Here is a 20,398-nt window from a genome sequence, read left to right as displayed (position 1 = left end):
TTGGTATTGGGCTCACCGAAGAAGGTGAAGCATACCGTACCTGCACCTGTGATGCGATAGCCGACCAATTGTCCGCGCTCAAACACGGGGACTATCGGCCCTGAAACCGTCCGCTGTGCCGTCTGACCGTTTTGCAACTGCATCTGCGCATTGATGAGCTCACCTTGCGGGTTAAACACTCTGTCCTGCAAAACAGGCAGCGTGCTCAGGTTTAAGCCTGATGGAGGCGCAGGAACGGGGCGCGGAGGAACGGCGGCATTGATGGATGCCAACAAGGTCAAAGGTTGCAAGACGTAGTTGTTCGCATCCAAACCTGTCAGAGAAAGACCTGTAACCGTTACGGGTTTGTTGGTACCTACGGTTGGTGTGTTGAACGCACCTACGGGCGCGCCTGTCAAGCTCACCATATCATCCGGAATGACACCACTCAGCACAGGCGTACCTGTGATGGTTGCATTGGTATTGCCGTCAAAAGTCTTGTTTTGAGCGGTTAAGCCTGTTACGGTCAAAGGTTTAGGCGTAATGTTGGCTGTCAAACCTGTCGGCTGCGTGAGGGTATAGTTGCCTGCATCCGCGCCGCCCAGCGTCAGGTTGGCGGTTACGAGTTTGTTCGTGTCTACGTTCTTGTCGGCAAAAGTGCCGCTGCCCGATACGGTGACTACATCAGGCGCAATGACACCTACTAAACTTGCACCCGTGATGGTTGCCGTTGTTGTACCGTCGTAAACCTTGTTTTGCGCCATGGCACCCGTTACGGTCAGCGGTTTGGGGCTTACCGTACTATTCGGGATGCTTACGGTTTTGGTAGCTGCACCTGCACTTGCTACTGTAATATTTCCGCTGTAAGGACTACCTGCTACGGTTGCATCGGTTTTTAAACGCACATAAATAGTAGTAGCGGCAACCGTCGGAGCCGTTCCTATGGTAATACTTGCCGCAAAACCTGATGAAGAATTGGTAGAAACCTCAAATCCGGCAGGAGCAGTAATGGTAATACCTGCGGAGAGGTAGTCTCCACTAACCGTAAAACTCTGAACAGCAGCCGGAGTACCGTAAGTTGTATTGAATGCTGCCAAAGATGCAGGCGTTACGGTTATTTCTGCGAAGCGGAAACGAGTTCCTACGGGCAGGTGGTCGGTAACAGTTGTATTAAAGTTAAAGTTAGGCAACAAAGAGTATGGGTCTATTACCAACTCACTACCGGCCAAATGGTTATTGAACAGCTCATCGGAAACCATGATATGGTCAATCATGTTGGTGCGAGAGGCATAAGAACGCCATCCCTGAGCACTCAATGAACCGCTCAACACACGATAGGCCGCAGGGTCATTGACAAACACATCGTATGTAGACGGGCCGTTTAACGGATTATCGGAAACCGTAACATCCACGTCGTCGTTGTAATCACCCGCAACAATGATATTAGCATTCGGAAAATCCACATCTAAGCGTTGCTTGAACGCATTGATGTCAAATTTACGCATACTGTAATTTTCAAGAGCAACAGAACTGCTGTTAGCACGCGCATGAATACCAAACAAATGCAACTTGCGAGTAGCACCGTTGATTGTAGCATCTACTACAAACAATGCAGGGAATCTGCCACTTGCCCAGAAACGGCTCGGATTGCTAATTGAAGCACCAAAAGGCTGCGGATAATCGGGAGGTACAGGATAACCTGATAAATAGCAGAGCGGTTCACCTCCGTTAAATGTGGCATCGGGCGTAATAACCGATGTTTTGTAGATAAATGCTATTTTCTGTCCATCATCTATCTGTGCACCGGTAGGCGAAGAAGGACGGTTGGAGAAACATTCTGTTACAAGTTTAGCCGCATAGCCGGGCATGGCACTCACCAAACTGTTAAACTGTGCCACATTGCATATTTCCTGCAACACATAAACATCGGCTTGCAACTGATTAAGAACAGTTGCCAAATTGGTACGCTGCAAGTTGTCATCAGTAGGCCCGTTGCTCGGATGTCCGAACCATTCCACGTTAAGGGTTACAATATCCAGCGTTTCATTGGCAGGAATGGCATCGTGAGGAGTAGTAGCAGAAGTTGCTCCATCAACATCGCTTACAAAACGCGGCACAATTTGATACCCGCCTGCAAACTGGCTCAAAACACCCACGATTTTAACAGAAGTAGCCGGTATGACTTTGCCTAACAAATTAAAGTTGTTGAAAATGGTGTTAGGCGTGCGTAATACGCCGCTGCCGGAAGCATCCGAAATAGAGAAACTTGCATTAGGTACGAATATACCACGGTTGTTGATAGAAAATGTAACATTCGGTATTTCAATCAACTCGCCTTCATCTGCTTCGCTTAATGTATTCAGCGTAAGCGGCTTAGGCGCAGGCGCACCTACGTTTGCACCGATGGTATATGAAAGAACGGGTGAAATTTGAGTAAGACCACTGTAAGGCGTACCGGCAGGATATGTACCACCGCTGCGTCCGAATTCCGATACAACGCCCGTAACCGTAACCTCTTTGCCAATAAGCAAATCAGGGTCTTGATTCATAAAAGGTGCTGTATTGTCAAACAAAGCAATACCGCCGGTAGCATCTTGAATAAATACGGTACCGCCATGCTGGTTGGCAACCGTAACAACACCCGTAACCGTAACTGTTGTACCAAAAGGCGTGGCACGAGCAGCCGCAATGGTCATCGGGCCGGCTATATTCACCGTAAACGTACCAATCGTGCCGCCGTCTACCGCATATCCCTCGTTATCTTCCACTTGGTTAGTGCGCATGACAATGGTATATACACCATTGTCCGCCGCATCCCATGAACCTCCGGGAGGAGTGATTCGGTAAGTTGCCGTAATACTTGGTGCACTTGTGGCAGGTACAGCGCTTACGAAGGTTACTAACTGGCTGAAGCCGCCCGGGCCGGTAACCTGTAAGTCGCCGTTGCCTAACGTAACGTACTCAACAAGCACGTTGTCGGTATAGGTAACGCTGAAATCATAAGAAGTGCCTCCGCCTACGGTAACATTCGGAGCAGAATTAAGCACTACCTGAGGCGTGCCCGTATCAACCTGAATCACCACATCATCTATGGCCAAACCGTCATCAGAACCGGCAGCATTAAAGTCTGACCAACGAATCCAGAAAGTTGCGCCGTCAGGAATATTTAAGCCTGTAATCGTATGTACAATTGAAACAGAAGCTACATTACCGTCTTTTGCACCTGTTGTGCCTACATAAGAAGCCAATGCAGGATTAAGCGTTGAAAAGTTTAACTGGCTTACTCCTGTCCATGTACCCGAAGTAAGACCGGTAGCATCGGTGCTGTACTGGAAATCCAATCGGTCTTCGCGCGAAGCAGTACCTACGCGCCACAATTCTCCTTTATAAAGAATGCGCAGCGATGTAATTGGGGCACCTGTGTTGTTGGTGATGGCAGCACCTATAACAGGCACTAATGAACCGCTCTGCAAGCCACCAAAAGCACGTTCATTGCTGCCTGTGTCGCCGTAGCTGTAAGTATCGCCCGTATTTGAACCACCGTCGTCAGCGCGATAGGCAGCGTTAGCTGCTGTGCCCGACTCAGCAAAATACCAACCAAATGGCACGGTGGTATTGCTTGTTCCGGTGTTAGCAAGGCTGTTGAAATCTTGTGTGTAAGGAGCGGTTGTTAAAGAAATGGCCGCAAATATATTGACGTTAAAATTGCCTAAGGTACCGGCAGCCACAGGAGCACCTGCATCATCGGTAACTTGGTTGGCACGCATCGCAATAGTGTAAGAGCCATTATCGGCTGCATCCCAAGAACCACCGGGAGGCGTAATGCGGTAGGTTGCCACAATGCTGGGCGAATTGGCGGCAGGCACAGCACTGATAAAATCAGCAAACTGGCTAAAACCGCCCGGGCCGGTAACTTCTATATCGTTATTGTCAAGCGTGCTGTAATTAACATTGCTGTTATCTGTGTAAGTAACCGTAAAGTTATACGCTGTACCCCCACCGGAAGTAACGTTAGGAGCCGTGGTCAGTGCGGCAGTGGGCGCAGGGTTAGGCGCACTTGTCCATGAAATTGTTACATCGTCTATTGCCAAACCATGGTCAGCGCCGGAGTGGTCAGGGTCATCCCACTTAATCATGATATAATGTCCGGCAGGAATAGAAAGCGAGCCTGAAATAGCAGTAGCAGGAAATACTACTCTATTAGCGGCCGCATTACCATCCAAAGGACTAGCTGTTCCTCCGGTAACAGGACTATTAAAAGCAAGTGCTGTTACCTGCGTCCAACCTGTACTATTGTTGGGTGTAAGCGCTGTATTTTCGGTAGCAGATATTCTGTACCAGACTGTAACAGATTGAACTACCGCTCCACTATTTCTCCACTGCTCGCCTGTGTAAGCTAATGTGAGGTTGGTGATAGTGCTACCTGTATTGTTTTGCAATTGTACCCCCCATGCAAAATTACCTGCTCCAGCACCGCCTGAACCTACGCTACCCAATGCACGTTCAGAGGTCGTTGCTGTGCCATAGCTGTAGAGATTGCCTGCATTAGCGCCACCGTCATTAGCTACAATAGTTGTCCCGGTACCACTTCGCTGGGCATACCAGCCGGAAATCGTACTGTTGTCAGTCCATGTGCCCGTACCTATCGTAATAAGTGTGTTAAAATCCTGACTGTAAGAGCCAGTAGTGCCTGTCATGGAAACAGCTTGTGCCCATGCCTGATTCAGCGGCACGAGTAACAAGAGCATGCCCCAAAAGAGCAAGTGAAAAAATGTGTAGAATTTGCGCATAATACCTTATTTTAGGAGACGCAAATTTCCGCCATCGGCTTCTAAGAGTATGTTAAGAAATGGTTAAATCACATATGTACTTTGTTAAATCTACTGCCGCCAAAATCTTAACAAATTTTCTTCAAGTGTGATGATGCCACTACCCGTTACTACCAGCCCTTTCATTTGAGTAACAGGAATATCAAGAACAAATGTTGTTTGCCGGTTGGAGTAGAGTTCTTGCCTGATAATTTGCTTGTTTTCAAAGTAAAAAACAGCATCTCCACTAAGCGTGAAACAAGAACTTGCGGCAGGCAAGCGACGAATGAAATTCCCCATATTATCAAACTGCAAAATCCCGTAGCCTTCTGCCAGCACAAACAGCATGTTCTGATACTCTGCCATGTAGGTAATGTCTAACGAGGCATTGGGCAGCAGCAGGCTCAAATCGGTTTGCAGCAGGGTGCGTCCAAATTTTTTGTCAAATTTTTTTAATGACAAAGCAACATCATCATAAATCCAAAAGGTATTATCAGCCGCCTGAGCCGCCATGCGTACAAAGCCGCCGTCGGGCAGTTGAAATCGGTACAACTCAATGGGGGTAAGGAAGCGATTGAGCAGCGCAAAGCCCTGTAATTCGCGGTAAAAGGCAAAAATGCGCACCGTAGAACGAGCATCCAGCAAGGTTACTTCTGCCACTTCCGGCGGCGAGTAGGTCAGCAAATGATTGCCAAGCGAATCGTAGGAGTGGATATTTCCCTGTTTATCGGCTATGTAAATGTTGTCGTAATTGTCTGCCGAGAGTGCTACGACTTGTTTAACAGTAATCGTTTTATAGTGCCGCAGCGTATCCTGTGCGCAGAGTTCCCCCCCTAACAGCAGGCTACAAAGCATAAGTATTTTCAAAACTGTGCAATTGGGCATGTGTTCCGTCAAAACAGGCATAGGTACAAAAATTCATCCATTCACCTAAATTAATATAGCGCCCCGTAAAATCACAGTTGTCAGCCGTTACGGTGAGGTCAAGCGGGAAGTGCCGATGCCCGAAAATGTAGAAATGATGCGGATTTTCCCGATGTTTTTTCTTGCAATATTGCCAAATCCATTCGTCATCACCCAAAAAATGGTGTACACTGCCCTTCTTCTTGCTTTCGCGCGACCACGCATTGGCAAATCCTACCCCCATAAAAGCAGGGAGTTTATCAAAACACCATTGAAAAAATTTGACCTCAAAGAAGTATTTTTTCAACAGCTTGTAAGGGATGTCTCCGGGGCCTAAACCATCACCGTGCCCGATGAGCAGTTTTTTCCCGTTGCAAACAAACGATTGCGGGTTGTAATAAACCGGCGTACCCAATTCCTGTGTAAAATATTTAAACATCCAAAGGTCATGATTGCCCGTAAAGATGCTCACAGGCACTCCCCCATCGGTCAATTCGGCAATTTTGCCCAACAGCCGCACATACCCTTTGGGTACAACATGCCCATATTCAAACCAAAACTCAAACAAATCACCCATCAGGAAAATATGCGCTGCCGTATCCTGCACCGCATTCAGCCAACGGATAATTTTTCGCTCCCTTTCCAAACTTGTGGTATAATCGGGATAGCCTAAGTGAAAGTCGGATGCGAAATACAGCTTTTGATTTGCTTGCAGGTTGATTTCGGGTATCATCATAAAACAGCCTTCGGTAATTTTTTAACCCTCTGATTTTCAACAAATAAACAGTTCGGTTTGCACCTGTTATTCCACATGCTTCTTGGAAGCAGGTGAGCAGATTAAAACGCTTTTATCCGAATCCACTGACAGGGCTTGCAGCCGCGCTTTCAGCCGCCGGCAGGGATAGCCTAATAAAACTCTGTCAGCGGACAAAGTCCCTGCCAGCAGTTTAATAAGCGAAAGAAAAGAACGCGGTAAACTGCTCACTTACTGATAAACATGGTGCATACCCTCCCACGAATGTGGCTGAAATCAGTCAGGATGCGCAAAATTAAACAGTATGCCAGTCGGGCGGCACTAATTTAGACCGTTTTTCCCGATTCAATTCAGGGGTGGCATACCATTGAGCAGGTGTCCATACCTGTTTGTCGGGAGCTGTGCCCAACCATGCCCCCCACCACGAAAAAGTACTGTTGGCAATTACAAAATGTCGGCAGCGGGTCATCAATTGAAAATCTGCAAAAGGCTGATTGTCAAAACGATTAGGTACAATGGCATAGGGAATATCAATGGTTGCAAATTGCGTGCGGCACCATTCCGTATCATCAGAAAAAACATAAAAAAACGCCTCTGCCCCGAATTGACGTTGCACTTTTTCAATGGCTTGCAGGTAATAATCCCAAGCAAGCGGCGGCAGCAACTGTGCCACATGCGGTTTCAGATAATCACCCCTCCGCACGTGCAATGCCACTGCAATAGGCTGATTATCAATTTTTTGCTGCCAATGCAGAGCCTCTTTGGCAAGCCTGTGCCGAAATTGCAGTTGCTTTCTGAGTTCGGTTGCCACAGCCTGCACATAGCGGTAATCCTGCCAAATCCCCGTCAGCAAAGCATGGCGCGGTAGATGTTCCGCCCCCGAAAAATTGTCGGACTCTTCTACGTATTGATACGCCCGAATGTCAAAAAGTTTTTCAGCAAGAGCATTCAAACGCCAATAACGGCTTTGCTGAAAAAGCGCCAGATGCCACTGATTGCAAAATCGGGGGCGAACATTGAAAATATCCAGACTGTAATCTCGCTGTGTCAGCAACAACGCCCCCCTGTTAGCCGACAGATAGGCGGCATCTGTCAGCACTTTGCGTCGGTGAATCAGTTCCAGATACAAACCAAAAGTATATTGAAACAATTGGTTGCCCAAGCCGCCCGATAACCTGTTAATCAGCATAAAAAACATTTTGCCTGCGAAAATCCTTCTTTTTCGGCAAATGCGCTATCTGCGCAATACGACCATTTTTTTATTACCTTGCAAACTCACTAATCTGATTTGCGAAAATGAAAAAACTACTGATTTTTTTTGTTTTGGTATCATTTTGCCGACTATCTCTGCCGGCACAATCTTCCAAAGACGGCATCGCGCTGATTCCGCGGCCGGTCAGCCTACAAACAAAAACAGGATTTTTTAAACTGAGTCCTGCCGTCAAAATTGCCTGTGCAGATGATGCCGCCCTACCCGTCGGAGAGATGCTGGCCATGCACCTCAACAGGGCTACGGGCTGGAACGTAAAGCCTCAAAAATCCTCATCGGGCAGTGTATTGCTGCAAATCAACAAAAATGCAGATGATAAAATCGGCAAAGAAGGCTATCAACTGAAAGTTTCTTCGGCAGTCGTGCAAATAAATGCCAACACAAGTGCAGGACTTTTTTACGGTATGCAAACGCTTTTACAACTCCTGCCCGAAGCAATAGAAAGCCCGACTGCCACAACTGCCAACTGGCAAATACCGGCAGTAGAAATCTTGGACTATCCCCGCTTTGGCTGGCGCGGCATCATGCTGGACGTAAGCCGTCATTTCTTCACCAAAGAAGAAGTGAAGCGATACATTGACCAAATGGTGCGCCTGAAATTCAACACGTTACATTGGCATTTGACCGATGACAACGGTTGGCGCATAGAAATTAAATCGCTGCCCAAACTCACCGAAGTGGGTGCTTGGCGGGTGCAGCGCTACGGCCATTTCAACACCCGCAAAGACCCGCAACCCGATGAACCCGCCACTTACGGCGGCTACTACACCCACGATGACATCCGCGAAATTGTCGCCTATGCGCAGGCACGACACGTAACCATTATTCCTGAAATAGATGTACCCGGGCACAGTATGGCTGCCATTGCCGCCTATCCCGAATTGAGTTGTACCCAACAGAAGGTATATGTAAATCCGGGAACGGCATTTTCGGAATGGTACGGAAACGGAACTTTTAAAATGCTGGTGGACAACACTTTGAATCCATCCGATGAGAAAGTTTATGAATTTTTGGACAAAGTATTTACCGAAGTGGCCATGTTGTTTCCCGCTCCTTACATCCATGCGGGCGGCGACGAATGTTATAAAGGCTATTGGGCTAATAATCCTGACTGTCAGGCTCTTATGAAAAAACTCAAAATCAGGCACGTAGAAGATTTGCAGGGATATTTCATGAGTAGAGTAGAAAAAATCATCAAATCCAAAGGCAAAAAAATGATGGGTTGGGACGAAGTACTGGAAGGAGGCGTACCTACCGACGTGGCCATCATGAGTTGGCGCGGTATGAAAGGCGGCATAGAAGCAGCCAAAGAAGGACATCAAGTCGTAATGTCGCCCACAACCTACGCTTATTTTGACTATCAGCAAGGCGAGGCAAGCATTGAGCCGCCTATTTACGCTTCGCTGCGCGCCAAAAAAGTTTACAGCTTTGAGCCTGTACCCGAAGGCATTAACCCGCAATATATTTTGGGTGCGCAGGGAAATATCTGGACAGAACAAATTCCCAATTTCCGCCATTTGGAATACATGAGCTACCCGCGCGCATGGGCTTTGTCGGAAGTAGCGTGGTCGCCGAAGGAAGGCAAAAACTGGCAGGATTTTACCCGCCGCATGGAGCGCCATTTTCTTCGCGCCGATGTAGCAGGTATCAATTATGCCAAATCGGTGTATGATGCTATCATCCAAACCACCAAAAAAAACGGCAACCTGATAGTTGAAATGGCAACGGAAATTCCCGACTTGCAAATTTATTATACCATAGACGACTCCATGCCCGACAATCGCTCACCGCGCTATGAAAAGCCTTTTGAACTGCCGGAAGGAGCCATTACGCTGCGTGTAGTTACTTACAGAGCAGGAAAACCCATCGGTCATCTGATTACTTTGCCGCTTGCGCAATTAGAAAGGCGCGCAGGCCAGCATGAAAAGGAGTTGTTTGATTAAAAGTGCGCTTTAATTCGCCCAATCTACTCCTTTTTTCAACAGCGCGAGTGTTGCCGCTTCGGGGCTGCCTTCTTGTGGAATAAAATTATATTCCCAGTGTGCCTGAGGCGGCATACTCATTAAAATGCTTTCCGTCCGCCCGTCGGTGTCCAAGCCAAACTTAGTGCCTTTATCCCACACCAAGTTAAATTCCACATAGCGCCCGCGCCGCAGTTGCTGCCACTGTTTTTCCCGTTCGCCAAAAGGCAAATTGCGGTTGAGTTGTATCAGATGCGTGTAAATCGGTGCAAAAGCTCTGCCCACATCCTGCACGAAAGTAAACAGTTCTTCCTTGATTTTGCCTGTTTTTTGGGTGTTCAGGTGGTCAAAGAAAATGCCACCGATGCCCCGCGTTTCTCCGCGGTGTTTGATGTAAAAATAATCGTCTGCCCAGTTTTTAAATTCGGGATAATAGGCTGTATCGTGCTTGTCGCAAACGGCTTTCAGTTGGCGGTGAAACCAAGTTGCCTGCTCAGGTACTACATAGTGCGGGGTCAAATCAATACCGCCGCCGAACCACCAGATGCCGTTGCTCATTTCAAAATAGCGCACGTTCATGTGGATAATCGGCACCATGGGGCTACGTGGATGCAACACAATGGATACGCCCGTGGCAAAAAAATCTGCCTTGTCAAGTTTTAATGCAGCAAGCATTTTTTCGGGCGGCTCGCCAAAGACAGCAGAAAAATTGACACCGCCTTTTTCTATCACCGCACCGTTTCGCATCACGCGGCTTCTGCCGCCTCCCCCACCCTCGCGCTGCCACAAGTCCTGCTCAAACTTGCCGATGCCGTCGGCAATTTCTAAGGCTGCGCAAATATCATCTTGCAGGTGCTGAAACCAGTTTTCTATCGTTTGTTTCATATTGTTGTTTTTTTTGGAACGCGGATTATGGACGGATGACGCGGGTTTACGCTGATTGGTATTTTGCTACCGATATGCAGTGCCTACGGCACAAGGTGCAGCGCATGCAACGGCGCGTGCAACGCGCATGCAATTACGGAATACCCCTTAGGGGTTTAATATCGGTAGCGCTAACCGCATTTTCCCACCTTATCATTTTTCCGAAAGTACGCTTATCAATCAAATATCTGTGTTCATCCGCGAAATCTGCCATCATCCGCGTTCTATACAATAAACCCTAAACCAATGCCAAGGCGCGGTCTAAGTCTTCGCAAAGGTCTTGGGCATCTTCAATGCCGACGCTGAGGCGGATGAGCGAATCGCGGAGGCCGGCTTTTTCGCGCTCCTCTTTCGGAATGCTTGCATGAGTCATCGTAGCAGGATGTCCGCAAAGCGACTCTACTCCGCCCAAACTTTCGGCAAGGCTGAAAAGCTCCAGATTTTCCATCACGCGGATGGCATTTTCTACGCTGTCGTTTTTGAGCGTGAACGACATCATACCGCCAAAGCCGCGCATTTGCGATGCTGCAACCGCATGGTTAGGGTGCGAAGGCAGCCCGGGCCACCAAACCTGTCCCACTTTGGGGTGATTGGCAAGAAAATTAGCAACAACTTGTCCGTTTTCGCAGTGGGCTTTCATGCGCAGGTGCAGCGTTTTGATGCCGCGCAGCACAAGGAAGCAATCCATCGGTGCGGGGACTCCACCCGCTGCATTTTGCAGGAATTTAAACTGCGCCGCCCACTCGTCGTCGTTGGTGATGAGCGCACCCATTACTACATCGGAGTGCCCCGCGATGTACTTGGTTACGGAGTGCATCACCAAATCTGCGCCCAAATCCAGCGGGTTTTGCAGGTAGGGCGAAGCGAATGTATTATCTACCGCCACTTTTGCGCCGTGTGCGTGTGCGATTTGGCAAACGCGCTGAATATCAATCACATTCAGCAGCGGATTGGTCGGTGTTTCAATCCAAAGCAACTTGGTTTGCAGGGTAAAATGCGCGGCGATTGCTTCGGCATCATTCATCGGAATAAACTTGAACCGAATGCCATATTTTTCAAAAACGCGCACAAAGAGTCGGTATGTGCCGCCATAGAGGTCGTTGGTAGCAATCACCTCATCGCCCGGGTTGAGCGTTTTAATCACCGTATCTATCGCAGCCAGCCCCGAAGCAAAGCAAAGCCCGTGTTTGCCATTTTCTAATGCGGCAAGGCTTGCCTGCAAAGCATCGCGGGTCGGATTTTGCGTGCGGGCGTACTCATAGCCCTTGTGCTTGCCGGGCGACTCCTGCACGTAGGTAGAAGTCTGATAAATCGGGGTCATGATAGCACCCGTAGAAGGGTCAGGCTGAACGCCTGCATGAACGGCTTTGGTGGCAAATTTCATGTGAAGTCAGGTTTTGAGCGGCAAATCTACCAATTTTGCGCCATGAAATTGGACATTCTGGCAATAATGGCACACCCCGACGATGCTGAACTGGGCTGTGCAGGCACACTGATTGCACATGCAACCAAAGGCTACAAAGTCGGCATCATAGACCTGACGGCAGGCGAGCTGGGCACGAACGGCACAGTAGAAACCCGCGCCGAGGAAGCCGCAACCGCTGCCCGCATCATGGGGCTTGCCGTGCGCGAAAACATGGGTTTCAAAGACGGTTTTTTTGTCAATGACGAAGCTCATCAGCGGGCACTCATTACGCAGATTCGCAGATTTCAGCCGCGCATCGTGATTGCCAATGCCATTGCCGACCGCCACCCCGACCATGCACGCGGTGCCAAACTTGTGGAAGATTCCTGTTTCCTTTCGGGCTTGAAAAAAATAGAAACCGTATTTGAAGGCAAAGTACAGCAAGCATGGAGACCGGAGCAGATATTTCACATTTTGCAAAGCAACTATGTAGAGCCTGATTTGGTGGTAGATATTTCCAACTATTGGGAACAAAAAATGCAGGCTATTTTGGCTTATCAGACCCAGTTTTACGTGCCCGGGATGAACAATGAGCCTACTTTTATTGCCACACCTGAATTTATGGATTTTTTGAAAGGACGCGCCCGCGAAATGGGACAGTCTATCCGCGTACAATACGGCGAGGGATTTACCGTCAGCCGCAAAATCGGCGTGAAAGATTTGTTTGACACAGTGTAAAAAATCATCAGGATACGGAATAAACAAAACCCCGACAAGTTGTTGCAACCTGTCGGGGTTTTGTTTGCTAAGCCATTTTTTTACTTGCCCCAGCGCCAGTCGCCACTGATTACGAGCGGCTCTTTCAATCCGTTGGAAATCAAGAAGTTTTTAACGGTTTCATCATCCATTTTTTGCAACGGCAGTTCCGGTGCATTGGCAATTTCGTAAAGCGCCATGCTCATCATGCGCACCGTATGCTTCAAAGCCTGTTCATCCACCAGATTCATGTTGTCGCAGTCGGCATGGTAACACTGCACAACACTTGCCGGCAGGCTTCCTGAAAAATTCATTACGGGCACGCCTTGCAGCATAAACGGTTGATGGTCGGAATGCAGCCCCGCTCCCGAACTGAAAGTATTGGTAAAACTATTGTCAATTGCTTTCAGTTTTTCGCCAATTGCTTTGAAAAAAGCCTCCGCCTGTGGTTGCCCCTGTACGGCAAAGCCCGTAGGATTGGAAGTCATATCTACGTTAATCATCAGGTCTATGTTTTTGATGCTGCCGTCCGCAATTGCCTGTTCCACGTATTGGCGCGAGCCCAAAAGCCCCTGTTCTTCGCCCATAAACATCACAAATTCAATGGTGCGTTTAGGTTTCAGATTTAGTGCGGCAAAAGTGCGGGCAATATCCAGAATGGTAAAAGAACCGATGCCATTGTCCACAGCGCCTGTTGCCAAGTCCCAAGAGTCCAGATGGCCGCCAATCACAATTTTACCTGCCGAAGGGTCGCTGCCCGGAATTGTACCGATTACGTTGCGCGCCTTGATATTGCCGATGTTGTTTGTCATTTTGATGCGTGCCATCAACGGGCGCGTTTTCAGTTCTTCGCGCAGTTTGATGCCGTCATCGTTGGTAATGCTGACAGCAGGAACGGAAATGGTTTTGCCCGTAACGGAAGCCGTGCCTGTGAGCAGGATTTTGCCGGGAGCGTTGTTAATCATAATTACACCCACGGCACCGTATTTGATGGCAAGCGCCGTTTTTTCCGAGCGATGCAGATTTTTTGTTCCGGCAGGCACATCGTTAAGGCCTATGTTCATCAATACGATTCGTCCCTCGATGTTTTTCATGGTTACGGCTTCAAAATCTGCAGCCAATCCATTGCCCAAATCAACAATGGGAGCAGTTACGTTCGCTTCTGCGGGTGAATGTGCCAAGGTTGCCGTAGGCATTGCAGGGAAGGCATCACTGCCTACCGCATCTATTCCCAGCGAAACGGTATTGCGTGACCACGACTGCACCTCAAAAGGCTGGTAGCGGACATCTTTTAAGCCTGCCTTTTTCAAAAAATCATGGGTGTATTTTTCTGCTTTGGCACCGTTTCGGCTGCCTGTAAGGCGGTGGCCGATGGTTTTACAGGCTTTGTCTAAGGCAGCATACGCCTGTGAATGGTCAGTTGCTTCGCGATAGATTTTTTGCAGGATTTCATCACTGTTTTGCGCAACAGCCCCAAGGGCTATCAGTGAGAAAACGGCTGCCAGAAATTGCTTTTTCATGTGTAAGAAAAATTTAAATGAGAAAATTTTGCGGTGTCAAAACCCGATAACATTTTTTTGAGATGTGCCGGTTCTCCATATTGCATAATTGAACAAGAGGAAATGTGCAGTGAACTTTTTTAGAACACGAATTTCGGGCAGATTTGCGATTGTTCGCTGATTTTTCCCTGTCCGAAATCCCAAGTCCGAAATCCGAAAGACCAATTTGTTTGGCTCAACTGCTTACCTATTACCACAGAAAAACACAGCCTCCTGTCATCAAAGCCTAAATTTAGCCATAACTTTGCCTTATGGCAAATCCACAGGCAACCGAACTGTTTAAAATCGTAGAAAAATATTTTCCGGAACTGAGCGAAAAACAACGCCAACAGTTTCTGGATATGTACCCGATTTACGAAGAATGGAATGGCAAAATCAATGTCATTTCCAGAAAAGACACGGAAAATTTCTATGAGCGGCATGTATTGCACTCGCTTTCCATTGCAAAAATCATCTGTTTTGCACCGGGCAGCCGCCTGATTGACGTGGGTACAGGGGGAGGGTTTCCGGGTATTCCGCTGGCCGTATTGTTCCCCGATGTAGAGTTTTTACTGATTGACTCCATCGGCAAAAAAATTCGCGTGGTGGAAGATGTTGCCCAACAGTTGGGATTGAGCAACGTAAAAGCCATGCAAATCCGCGCGGAGGAGGTAACGCAAAAGTTTGACTTTGTATTGAGTCGCGCCGTTGCGGAAATCAACACGTTTTGGCGGTGGACATCGCACCTGATTGCCAAAAAATCGCAGCACGAAGTGCCCAACGGGCTGCTCAGCCTCAAAGGCGGCGACCTGCTGGAAGAGTTTGCCGATTTTCCGCACTTTTTTAAATTTTACGAACTGCGTCACTATTTTTCCGAAGAGTTTTTTGAAACCAAAAAGTTAGTATATGCACATGCCTGAGGAGCAACTGCGCATCAGCGTACTGCAAGCCGATTTGCACTGGGAGAACCCCGAAGCAAATCGCGCGATGTTTGAAGAAATGATTTGGCAGTTGGAAACCCCCACGGACGTAATCGTTCTGCCGGAAATGTTTACAACGGGCTTTTCCATGTCGCCGGAAAAATTGGCAGAACCCATGAACTTGCATACACAAAAATGGATGCAGCAAATGGCGGCACAGACCCATGCGGCAGTATGCGGCAGCTACATTGTGCAAGAAAACGGAAAATATTACAACCGCTTTTTATGGATGCAGCCCAACGGCAAACACCTGCACTACGACAAAAAGCATCTGTTCGGCATGGCTGGCGAAACCAACCGCTACACTGCCGGAACAGAGCCGCTGGTAATTGAGTGGCACGGGTGGCGCATTTGCCCGATGATTTGCTACGACCTGCGCTTTCCCGTATGGTCAAGGCTGCGCGCCGAGCTGCACTACGACCTGCTGATTTATGTGGCAAGTTGGCCTGCTCCCCGCGTACATGCGTGGAGTACGCTGCTCAAAGCCCGCGCCATTGAAAATCAGGCCTATTGCGTCGGCGTAAACCGCATCGGCACCGACGGCTACGGACATTATTACACCGGAGAGTCTGCCGTGATAGACTATACAGGGCACGAGTTGTTCTACGCCAAAGAAGTAAGCGCAAAAGCAACGGTTACTTTGGACAAACAGCAGTTGAACAAATTCAGGCAGTCGTTTCCTTTTCAAAACGATGCCGACCGCTTCAGGCTTCTTCCATAAACCAGCGGCTGTACATCACGTAGTTGCCGGGTGTGCGCTGTAAAATATCGCGCAGTTTATCGTCAATTGGTTTAATTTTTTTGGCAGGAATACCTGCATAAAGGTATCCCGCTTCGCATACCGTATTTTCCAGCACAATAGCTCCGGCAGCAATAAACGCACCTTTTTGAACGACTGCATGATCCATCACTATGGCGCCCATGCCAACAAGCACATCGTCTTCCAGCGTGCAGCCGTGGATAATGGCATTGTGCCCGATGGATACGCGGTTGCCTATAACGGTTGCCGCCCGCTGATAGGTACAGTGGATAACCGCACCATCCTGAATGTTGGTAGTATGCCCGATGGTAATACTATTGACATCGCCTCGCACAACGGCGTTAAACCATACACTACAATTTGCACCCATCGTTACCTGCCCCACAACGGTTGCATTGTCGGCAAGAAAACAGTTTTCACCGATAACGGGCATCACCCCGTTTACTGCTTTAATCAGAGCCATAACATTGTATAAGAGTTAGCGTCTTCGTAGTTTTGCCGCAAAACTTACCTGATTTGCGACGTATCTTACGTACAAAAATATTAAACTATTTCCAATGTCAAGAATTCTTACAGGTATTCAAAGCTCCGGAAGGCCGCACCTCGGCAACTTACTCGGCGCAATTATTCCTGCCATCGAACTGTCCAAAGACCCTAAAAATGAGGCATTTATATTCATAGCCGATTTACACTCGCTGACTACTATCAAAGACGCAGATTTGCGCAAAGAAAATACGCGTGCGGTAGCGGCTGCATGGCTCGCCTTTGGCTTTGATACTACCCGCAATACATTCTATCGGCAGTCAAGAGTGCCGGAAGTTTGCGAACTGGCATGGTACCTGAACTGCTTTGCTCCTTACCCCATGCTTGCCAACGCTCATTCGTTCAAAGACAAGTCAGACCGACTGGCCGATGTCAATGCAGGATTGTTTACCTATCCCGTGCTGATGGCGGCAGATATTTTGCTTTACGATGCTCAATTTGTACCCGTAGGCAAAGACCAAGAGCAACACTTAGAAATCACGCGCGATATTGCACGCTCATTCAATTACCATTACGGCGATGTATTTGTCATTCCCGAAGCGCGCATCAGCGAAGAAGTAAAAACCATTCCGGGCACGGATGGGCAGAAAATGAGCAAGTCATATAATAATACCATTGATATTTTCCTGCCCGAAAAAGCACTCCGAAAACAAATCATGGGCATTAAAACCGACAGCACGCCGTTGGAAGAGCCGAAAAATCCTGACACTTGTACGGTTTTTAAACTATATTCGCTCATTGCAAGCCCTGAACAAACCCAAAGCCTGCGCGAAAAGTATTTAGGAGGCAACTACGGCTACGGCGCTGCCAAACAGGAATTTTTTGAACTGATTATGGCCAAATACAAGAACGAGCGCGAAAAATTTGACTATTACATGTCGGATGCCGTCGCTTTGGAAGCAGAATTGGAAAAAGGGGAAGCCAAAGCAAGAGTAATTGCCCGTCAGGTGCTTGATAAAGTTCGTCAAAAACTCGGTTTTAATTGATATGCAGCCCATACCTGAAATTACGCTTTTGCAAGAATTGATAGAGCAACAGGAGCAGCCTGTAATAGTTTGCTCGGCAACAGGCGAAATCAGGTATGCCAATAGGTCAGCCCAACAGCTAAACCCTGTCGGGGGCATCACGGGAAAAACCGTTCATCTCTCCGAAAAGCCCGGCCTGACTATTGGAGATGAAACCTTTGTATTGGAAGAGCGCCCGCTCCACTCGCCCGAGCTGCGTTGGTTTACCGTTCGGTTGCAGCCTGCCCTAGCGAAAACGGCAGCCAACAACCAAGCATATAGCTCAGACCCGATTAACACGCTGCTATTGCAACTATCGGGCAACCTGCTGCGCGACCTCAATACAGATAAAGGCATCACGGACATACTGCAAAGCATTACGCAAATCGGCAAATACGATGCAGGCATTATATACCCTTATGAAAACAGTGCTTGGTCAGAATATATAAAAGCCTACTGCATTCAGAATCCTCAGATTGAGCCATTGCCCGAATTGCTGCACCCGAATAAAGACATGCTGGATGCGCTCGCCCAAAACATAGGGCCGCGAGCACGCTATCTGTTGCGCACCGACACTACTGCCAACGACGAACTGCGCCCCTTTCGGCAACTTGTCAAACAATCCGGTTTGCATTCCGCACTATTTATACCCATTCGCTCCGAGCAACACATGGAAGGTTTACTTGGCCTGTATTCCTCCAAACCGTTGCCGCTGTCTCAAAAAAAATTAGATGCGGTGCTGGTATTTTTTGCATCTGCAGTTGCCAATAACATCCGCAACATGCGCATAAAAAAACAAATTGACAGCTACATTGTTGCCCGCGAAGCAGCAGAGCAGCAGGCCACCCAAACGCTGGCTATTTTGGAAAGCCTTCTTGAAAATACACCTTTAGTTGCCATTCAGAGCTATGACCTGCGGGGAAAAGTTACTTATTGGAACAAACACAGCGAACAACTCTACGGATACTCTCAGCAAAAAGCCTTAGGCAGCCATTTGAGCGATTTGTTTCACAATGCAAGCAGTTTAATCCAAAAAATTCACCATGTCAATTTGCTCAGGCAACCTTCTGTGCCTACCGATTTGCACATCAAAACCAAACACGGTAAAAAAGCATGGATAATTTCCAGCTTTATCCCTGTGCAAAGCGATGAACAAACCGCCAATGTTTATGCGATGCAAGTGGATATTACGCGCATCAAAGAAATGGAGGCACAAGAGCGAATAACTAAAACAGCTTTGCAGCAATACAGCCTGCAAATCAATCAGCAAAATCAGGAGCTGATAGAAAAAGAGGATGCACTCATACAAACCAATGAGGCGCTCAGGGTCAATCAGCATAAGCTCGACCAAGTTATCCGCGAACTCTCCGAACGCAATTATGAACTGGATGAATTTGTGCATCGGGTTTCGCACAATATCCGCTCGCCGCTTACATCGCTGTTGGGGCTGATAAGTGTGATGCATACCTACATCAACAATCCTGAAATGCTCAGGGAGTTACTGGACAAAATGGTAACAAGCATTAAGCGACTTGACCACTATGTACATACACTGCTGGAATACTCCCAAGCCAATCGGAAAGCGGAACACATCGAGGAAATTAACATTGAATCGCTGCTGGAAGAGTGCATGACCAGCCTGAGCCACATGGACAACTTCCCGCGCGTGCGAGTTTCCTACAATCTGCCCAAAAAACATATTTCTTTTAAGTCTGATGCGACAAGGCTGTCTATCATTCTCAGCAACCTGATTTCCAATGCCATTAAATATGCCAATGTCTATAAAAATGACAACCGCTTAGAAATAACCGTCGAAATCAACTCGGAGAAAGGAATATTCATCATCAAAGACAACGGCATTGGCATCAGACCCGAACTGGCAGACAAAGTTTTTGATATGTTTTTCCGTGCCCATGAATACGCACAAGGGTCAGGTTTGGGACTGTACATCGTTAAACAAACCGTCTGCCGCATGGGTGGAGAAATCGAACTACAAACAGAATACGGACAAGGCACTACTTTTACGGTAACTTTGCCGAATCACGCTTAACCGCTATGCGCCTAAAATCTTTTGCACTGCCCATTGGGCAATGGACATCTTTCGAGTGGCTTGCCTTGCTCATTGTTTCCATGCACTTTTTTGGCTTTGGCTTTATGCTTTGGGAGCCAACTGCTGCATTTTTTGTATCGCTGACCCCACTAAATCTGCTCGTATCGCTGGGCGCTATGCTCTATTTCCACAAAAACCGCACGACAACATTTACCCTTAGTTGCGTGCTTATGTGGCTCGGAGGCTTTTTGGTAGAGTTAGCCGGCGTGCAAACAGGTGTTATCTTCGGTCATTATGCCTATGGCGATGTGTTAGGCATCAAAATATGGGAAACGCCGCTGATGATTGGCATTAACTGGCTGCTGCTGATTTATGCGATAGCCACCGTCTTAGCCGACAAAAACTGGCCTATCTGGCAAAAGGCCTTCCTCGTAGGTGCCGGTATGACCTTGCTGGATGTGCTGATTGAGCCCTTTGCAATTCGTTTCGGACTCTGGCATTGGTTTGATGCGCCTGTACCTTTGCAAAATTATGTGGCATGGCTGATTACGGGAAGTCTGATGGCAGCCGTTTTTTTTTACATGAACAAATCATCACTGGCAAAAAATGATATGTCGGTAGTTGTTTTGTTCTCTCAGTTTTTGTTTTTCTTAGGGCATAACCTTGTGATGCTGTTTGCCTGACACTTTATTAGGCTTTATGAAAAAGAGCAAAAGCCAACAACCCAATCCTTAAACGTTGCGCTTACATATAAGTAGGTGAG

At 47.8% G+C, this 20,398-nt stretch carries 15 protein-coding genes; 7 read left to right on the top strand and 8 right to left on the bottom strand.

Features of this window, described 5'->3' with window-relative positions:
• The 4 genes from NDK19_RS14765 to NDK19_RS14750 all read right to left on the bottom strand — a co-directional run.
• Positions 1-4,727 (bottom strand): YDG domain-containing protein (locus NDK19_RS14765; RefSeq protein WP_250632673.1); only part of this gene is annotated, 4,727 nt, incomplete at its 3' end.
• Positions 4,728-4,859: 132 nt separating this feature from the next.
• Complete coding sequence (locus tag NDK19_RS14760) at positions 4,860-5,642, bottom strand: hypothetical protein (protein WP_250632672.1); 783 nt, start codon at positions 5,640-5,642, stop codon at positions 4,860-4,862.
• Complete coding sequence (locus NDK19_RS14755) at positions 5,632-6,426, bottom strand: UDP-2,3-diacylglucosamine diphosphatase (protein ID WP_250632671.1); 795 nt, start codon at positions 6,424-6,426, stop codon at positions 5,632-5,634. Before NDK19_RS14755 ends, NDK19_RS14760 begins: the two co-directional genes overlap by 11 nt.
• 313 nt (positions 6,427-6,739) lie before the next feature.
• Entirely contained in the window at positions 6,740-7,633 is an 894-nt protein-coding gene (locus tag NDK19_RS14750; RefSeq protein WP_250632670.1) for an alpha-1,2-fucosyltransferase, read from the bottom strand.
• Positions 7,634-7,740: 107 nt separating this feature from the next.
• Here NDK19_RS14750 and NDK19_RS14745 point away from each other — a divergent pair, with 107 nt between their 5' ends.
• The gene (locus NDK19_RS14745) at positions 7,741-9,657 is read left to right on the top strand and encodes a beta-N-acetylhexosaminidase (protein ID WP_250632669.1); all 1,917 of its coding nucleotides are present in this window, start codon (positions 7,741-7,743) and stop codon (positions 9,655-9,657) included.
• 9 nt (positions 9,658-9,666) lie between these two features.
• Here the strand turns inward: NDK19_RS14745 and hemF are convergent, their stop codons facing one another.
• The gene (gene hemF / locus NDK19_RS14740; RefSeq protein ID WP_250632668.1) at positions 9,667-10,560 is read right to left on the bottom strand and encodes an oxygen-dependent coproporphyrinogen oxidase; all 894 of its coding nucleotides are present in this window, start codon (positions 10,558-10,560) and stop codon (positions 9,667-9,669) included.
• A 277-nt stretch (positions 10,561-10,837) separates the two neighbouring features.
• Entirely contained in the window at positions 10,838-11,983 is a 1,146-nt protein-coding gene (locus NDK19_RS14735; protein ID WP_250632667.1) for a cystathionine gamma-synthase, read from the bottom strand.
• A 42-nt stretch (positions 11,984-12,025) separates the two neighbouring features.
• Here NDK19_RS14735 and bshB1 point away from each other — a divergent pair, with 42 nt between their 5' ends.
• A complete protein-coding gene (bshB1, locus tag NDK19_RS14730) occupies positions 12,026-12,742 on the top strand; it encodes a bacillithiol biosynthesis deacetylase BshB1 (RefSeq protein WP_250632666.1) in 717 nt (238 codons plus the stop codon).
• 80 nt (positions 12,743-12,822) lie between these two features.
• On the opposite strand, the gene NDK19_RS14725 is transcribed toward bshB1, so the two are convergent.
• Entirely contained in the window at positions 12,823-14,280 is a 1,458-nt protein-coding gene (locus NDK19_RS14725; protein WP_250632665.1) for a M20/M25/M40 family metallo-hydrolase, read from the bottom strand.
• A gap of 290 nt (positions 14,281-14,570) precedes the next feature.
• Between NDK19_RS14725 and rsmG the strand changes: the two genes are divergently transcribed.
• Entirely contained in the window at positions 14,571-15,218 is a 648-nt protein-coding gene (gene rsmG, locus NDK19_RS14720) for a 16S rRNA (guanine(527)-N(7))-methyltransferase RsmG (protein WP_250632664.1), read from the top strand.
• On the top strand, positions 15,205-15,999 hold the full coding sequence (locus NDK19_RS14715) for an amidohydrolase (RefSeq protein ID WP_250632663.1): 795 nt from the start codon (positions 15,205-15,207) through the stop codon (positions 15,997-15,999). The genes rsmG and NDK19_RS14715 overlap by 14 nt, the downstream gene beginning before the upstream one ends.
• Here NDK19_RS14715 and NDK19_RS14710 read toward each other — a convergent pair.
• Positions 15,983-16,501, bottom strand: coding sequence for a gamma carbonic anhydrase family protein (locus NDK19_RS14710; RefSeq protein ID WP_250632662.1), 519 nt, complete (start codon positions 16,499-16,501; stop codon positions 15,983-15,985). The genes NDK19_RS14715 and NDK19_RS14710 overlap by 17 nt on opposite strands.
• 94 nt (positions 16,502-16,595) lie before the next feature.
• Between NDK19_RS14710 and trpS the strand changes: the two genes are divergently transcribed.
• Genes trpS through NDK19_RS14695 form a run of 3 tightly spaced genes read left to right on the top strand, consistent with a single transcriptional unit; the run spans position 16,596 to position 20,318 of the window.
• Positions 16,596-17,567 carry a tryptophan--tRNA ligase gene (trpS, locus tag NDK19_RS14705; RefSeq protein ID WP_250632661.1) on the top strand — a complete coding sequence of 324 codons (972 nt, stop codon included), beginning with the start codon at positions 16,596-16,598 and terminating at the stop codon, positions 17,565-17,567.
• 1 nt (position 17,568) lies between these two features.
• On the top strand, positions 17,569-19,635 hold the full coding sequence (locus NDK19_RS14700) for an ATP-binding protein (RefSeq protein ID WP_250632660.1): 2,067 nt from the start codon (positions 17,569-17,571) through the stop codon (positions 19,633-19,635).
• Between the two features lie 5 nt (positions 19,636-19,640).
• Complete coding sequence (locus NDK19_RS14695; protein ID WP_250632659.1) at positions 19,641-20,318, top strand: carotenoid biosynthesis protein; 678 nt, start codon at positions 19,641-19,643, stop codon at positions 20,316-20,318.
• Positions 20,319-20,398 lie beyond the last annotated feature (80 nt).

The organism is Rhodoflexus caldus, assembly GCF_021206925.1.
Classification (GTDB): Bacteria; Bacteroidota; Bacteroidia; order Cytophagales; family Thermoflexibacteraceae; genus Rhodoflexus; species Rhodoflexus caldus.
Note: the sequence above shows the minus strand (reverse complement) of the source record. Positions and strands in the feature narration are given on the sequence as shown.

What these genes read in the sequence shown, in the direction of transcription:
- trpS (WP_250632661.1), top strand. Translation starts at nt 16,596, where the DNA reads ATGTCAAGAATTCTTACAGGTATTCAAAGCTCCGGAAGGCCGCACCTC.
- rsmG (WP_250632664.1), top strand. Translation starts at nt 14,571, where the DNA reads ATGGCAAATCCACAGGCAACCGAACTGTTTAAAATCGTAGAAAAATAT.
- NDK19_RS14760 (WP_250632672.1), bottom strand. Translation starts at nt 5,642, where the DNA reads ATGCTTTGTAGCCTGCTGTTAGGGGGGGAACTCTGCGCACAGGATACG.
- NDK19_RS14735 (WP_250632667.1), bottom strand. Translation starts at nt 11,983, where the DNA reads ATGAAATTTGCCACCAAAGCCGTTCATGCAGGCGTTCAGCCTGACCCT.
- NDK19_RS14725 (WP_250632665.1), bottom strand. Translation starts at nt 14,280, where the DNA reads ATGAAAAAGCAATTTCTGGCAGCCGTTTTCTCACTGATAGCCCTTGGG.
- NDK19_RS14715 (WP_250632663.1), top strand. Translation starts at nt 15,205, where the DNA reads ATGCACATGCCTGAGGAGCAACTGCGCATCAGCGTACTGCAAGCCGAT.
- NDK19_RS14710 (WP_250632662.1), bottom strand. Translation starts at nt 16,501, where the DNA reads ATGGCTCTGATTAAAGCAGTAAACGGGGTGATGCCCGTTATCGGTGAA.
- NDK19_RS14745 (WP_250632669.1), top strand. Translation starts at nt 7,741, where the DNA reads ATGAAAAAACTACTGATTTTTTTTGTTTTGGTATCATTTTGCCGACTA.
- NDK19_RS14750 (WP_250632670.1), bottom strand. Translation starts at nt 7,633, where the DNA reads ATGCTGATTAACAGGTTATCGGGCGGCTTGGGCAACCAATTGTTTCAA.
- NDK19_RS14755 (WP_250632671.1), bottom strand. Translation starts at nt 6,426, where the DNA reads ATGATGATACCCGAAATCAACCTGCAAGCAAATCAAAAGCTGTATTTC.
- NDK19_RS14700 (WP_250632660.1), top strand. Translation starts at nt 17,569, where the DNA reads ATGCAGCCCATACCTGAAATTACGCTTTTGCAAGAATTGATAGAGCAA.
- hemF (WP_250632668.1), bottom strand. Translation starts at nt 10,560, where the DNA reads ATGAAACAAACGATAGAAAACTGGTTTCAGCACCTGCAAGATGATATT.
- NDK19_RS14695 (WP_250632659.1), top strand. Translation starts at nt 19,641, where the DNA reads ATGCGCCTAAAATCTTTTGCACTGCCCATTGGGCAATGGACATCTTTC.
- bshB1 (WP_250632666.1), top strand. Translation starts at nt 12,026, where the DNA reads ATGAAATTGGACATTCTGGCAATAATGGCACACCCCGACGATGCTGAA.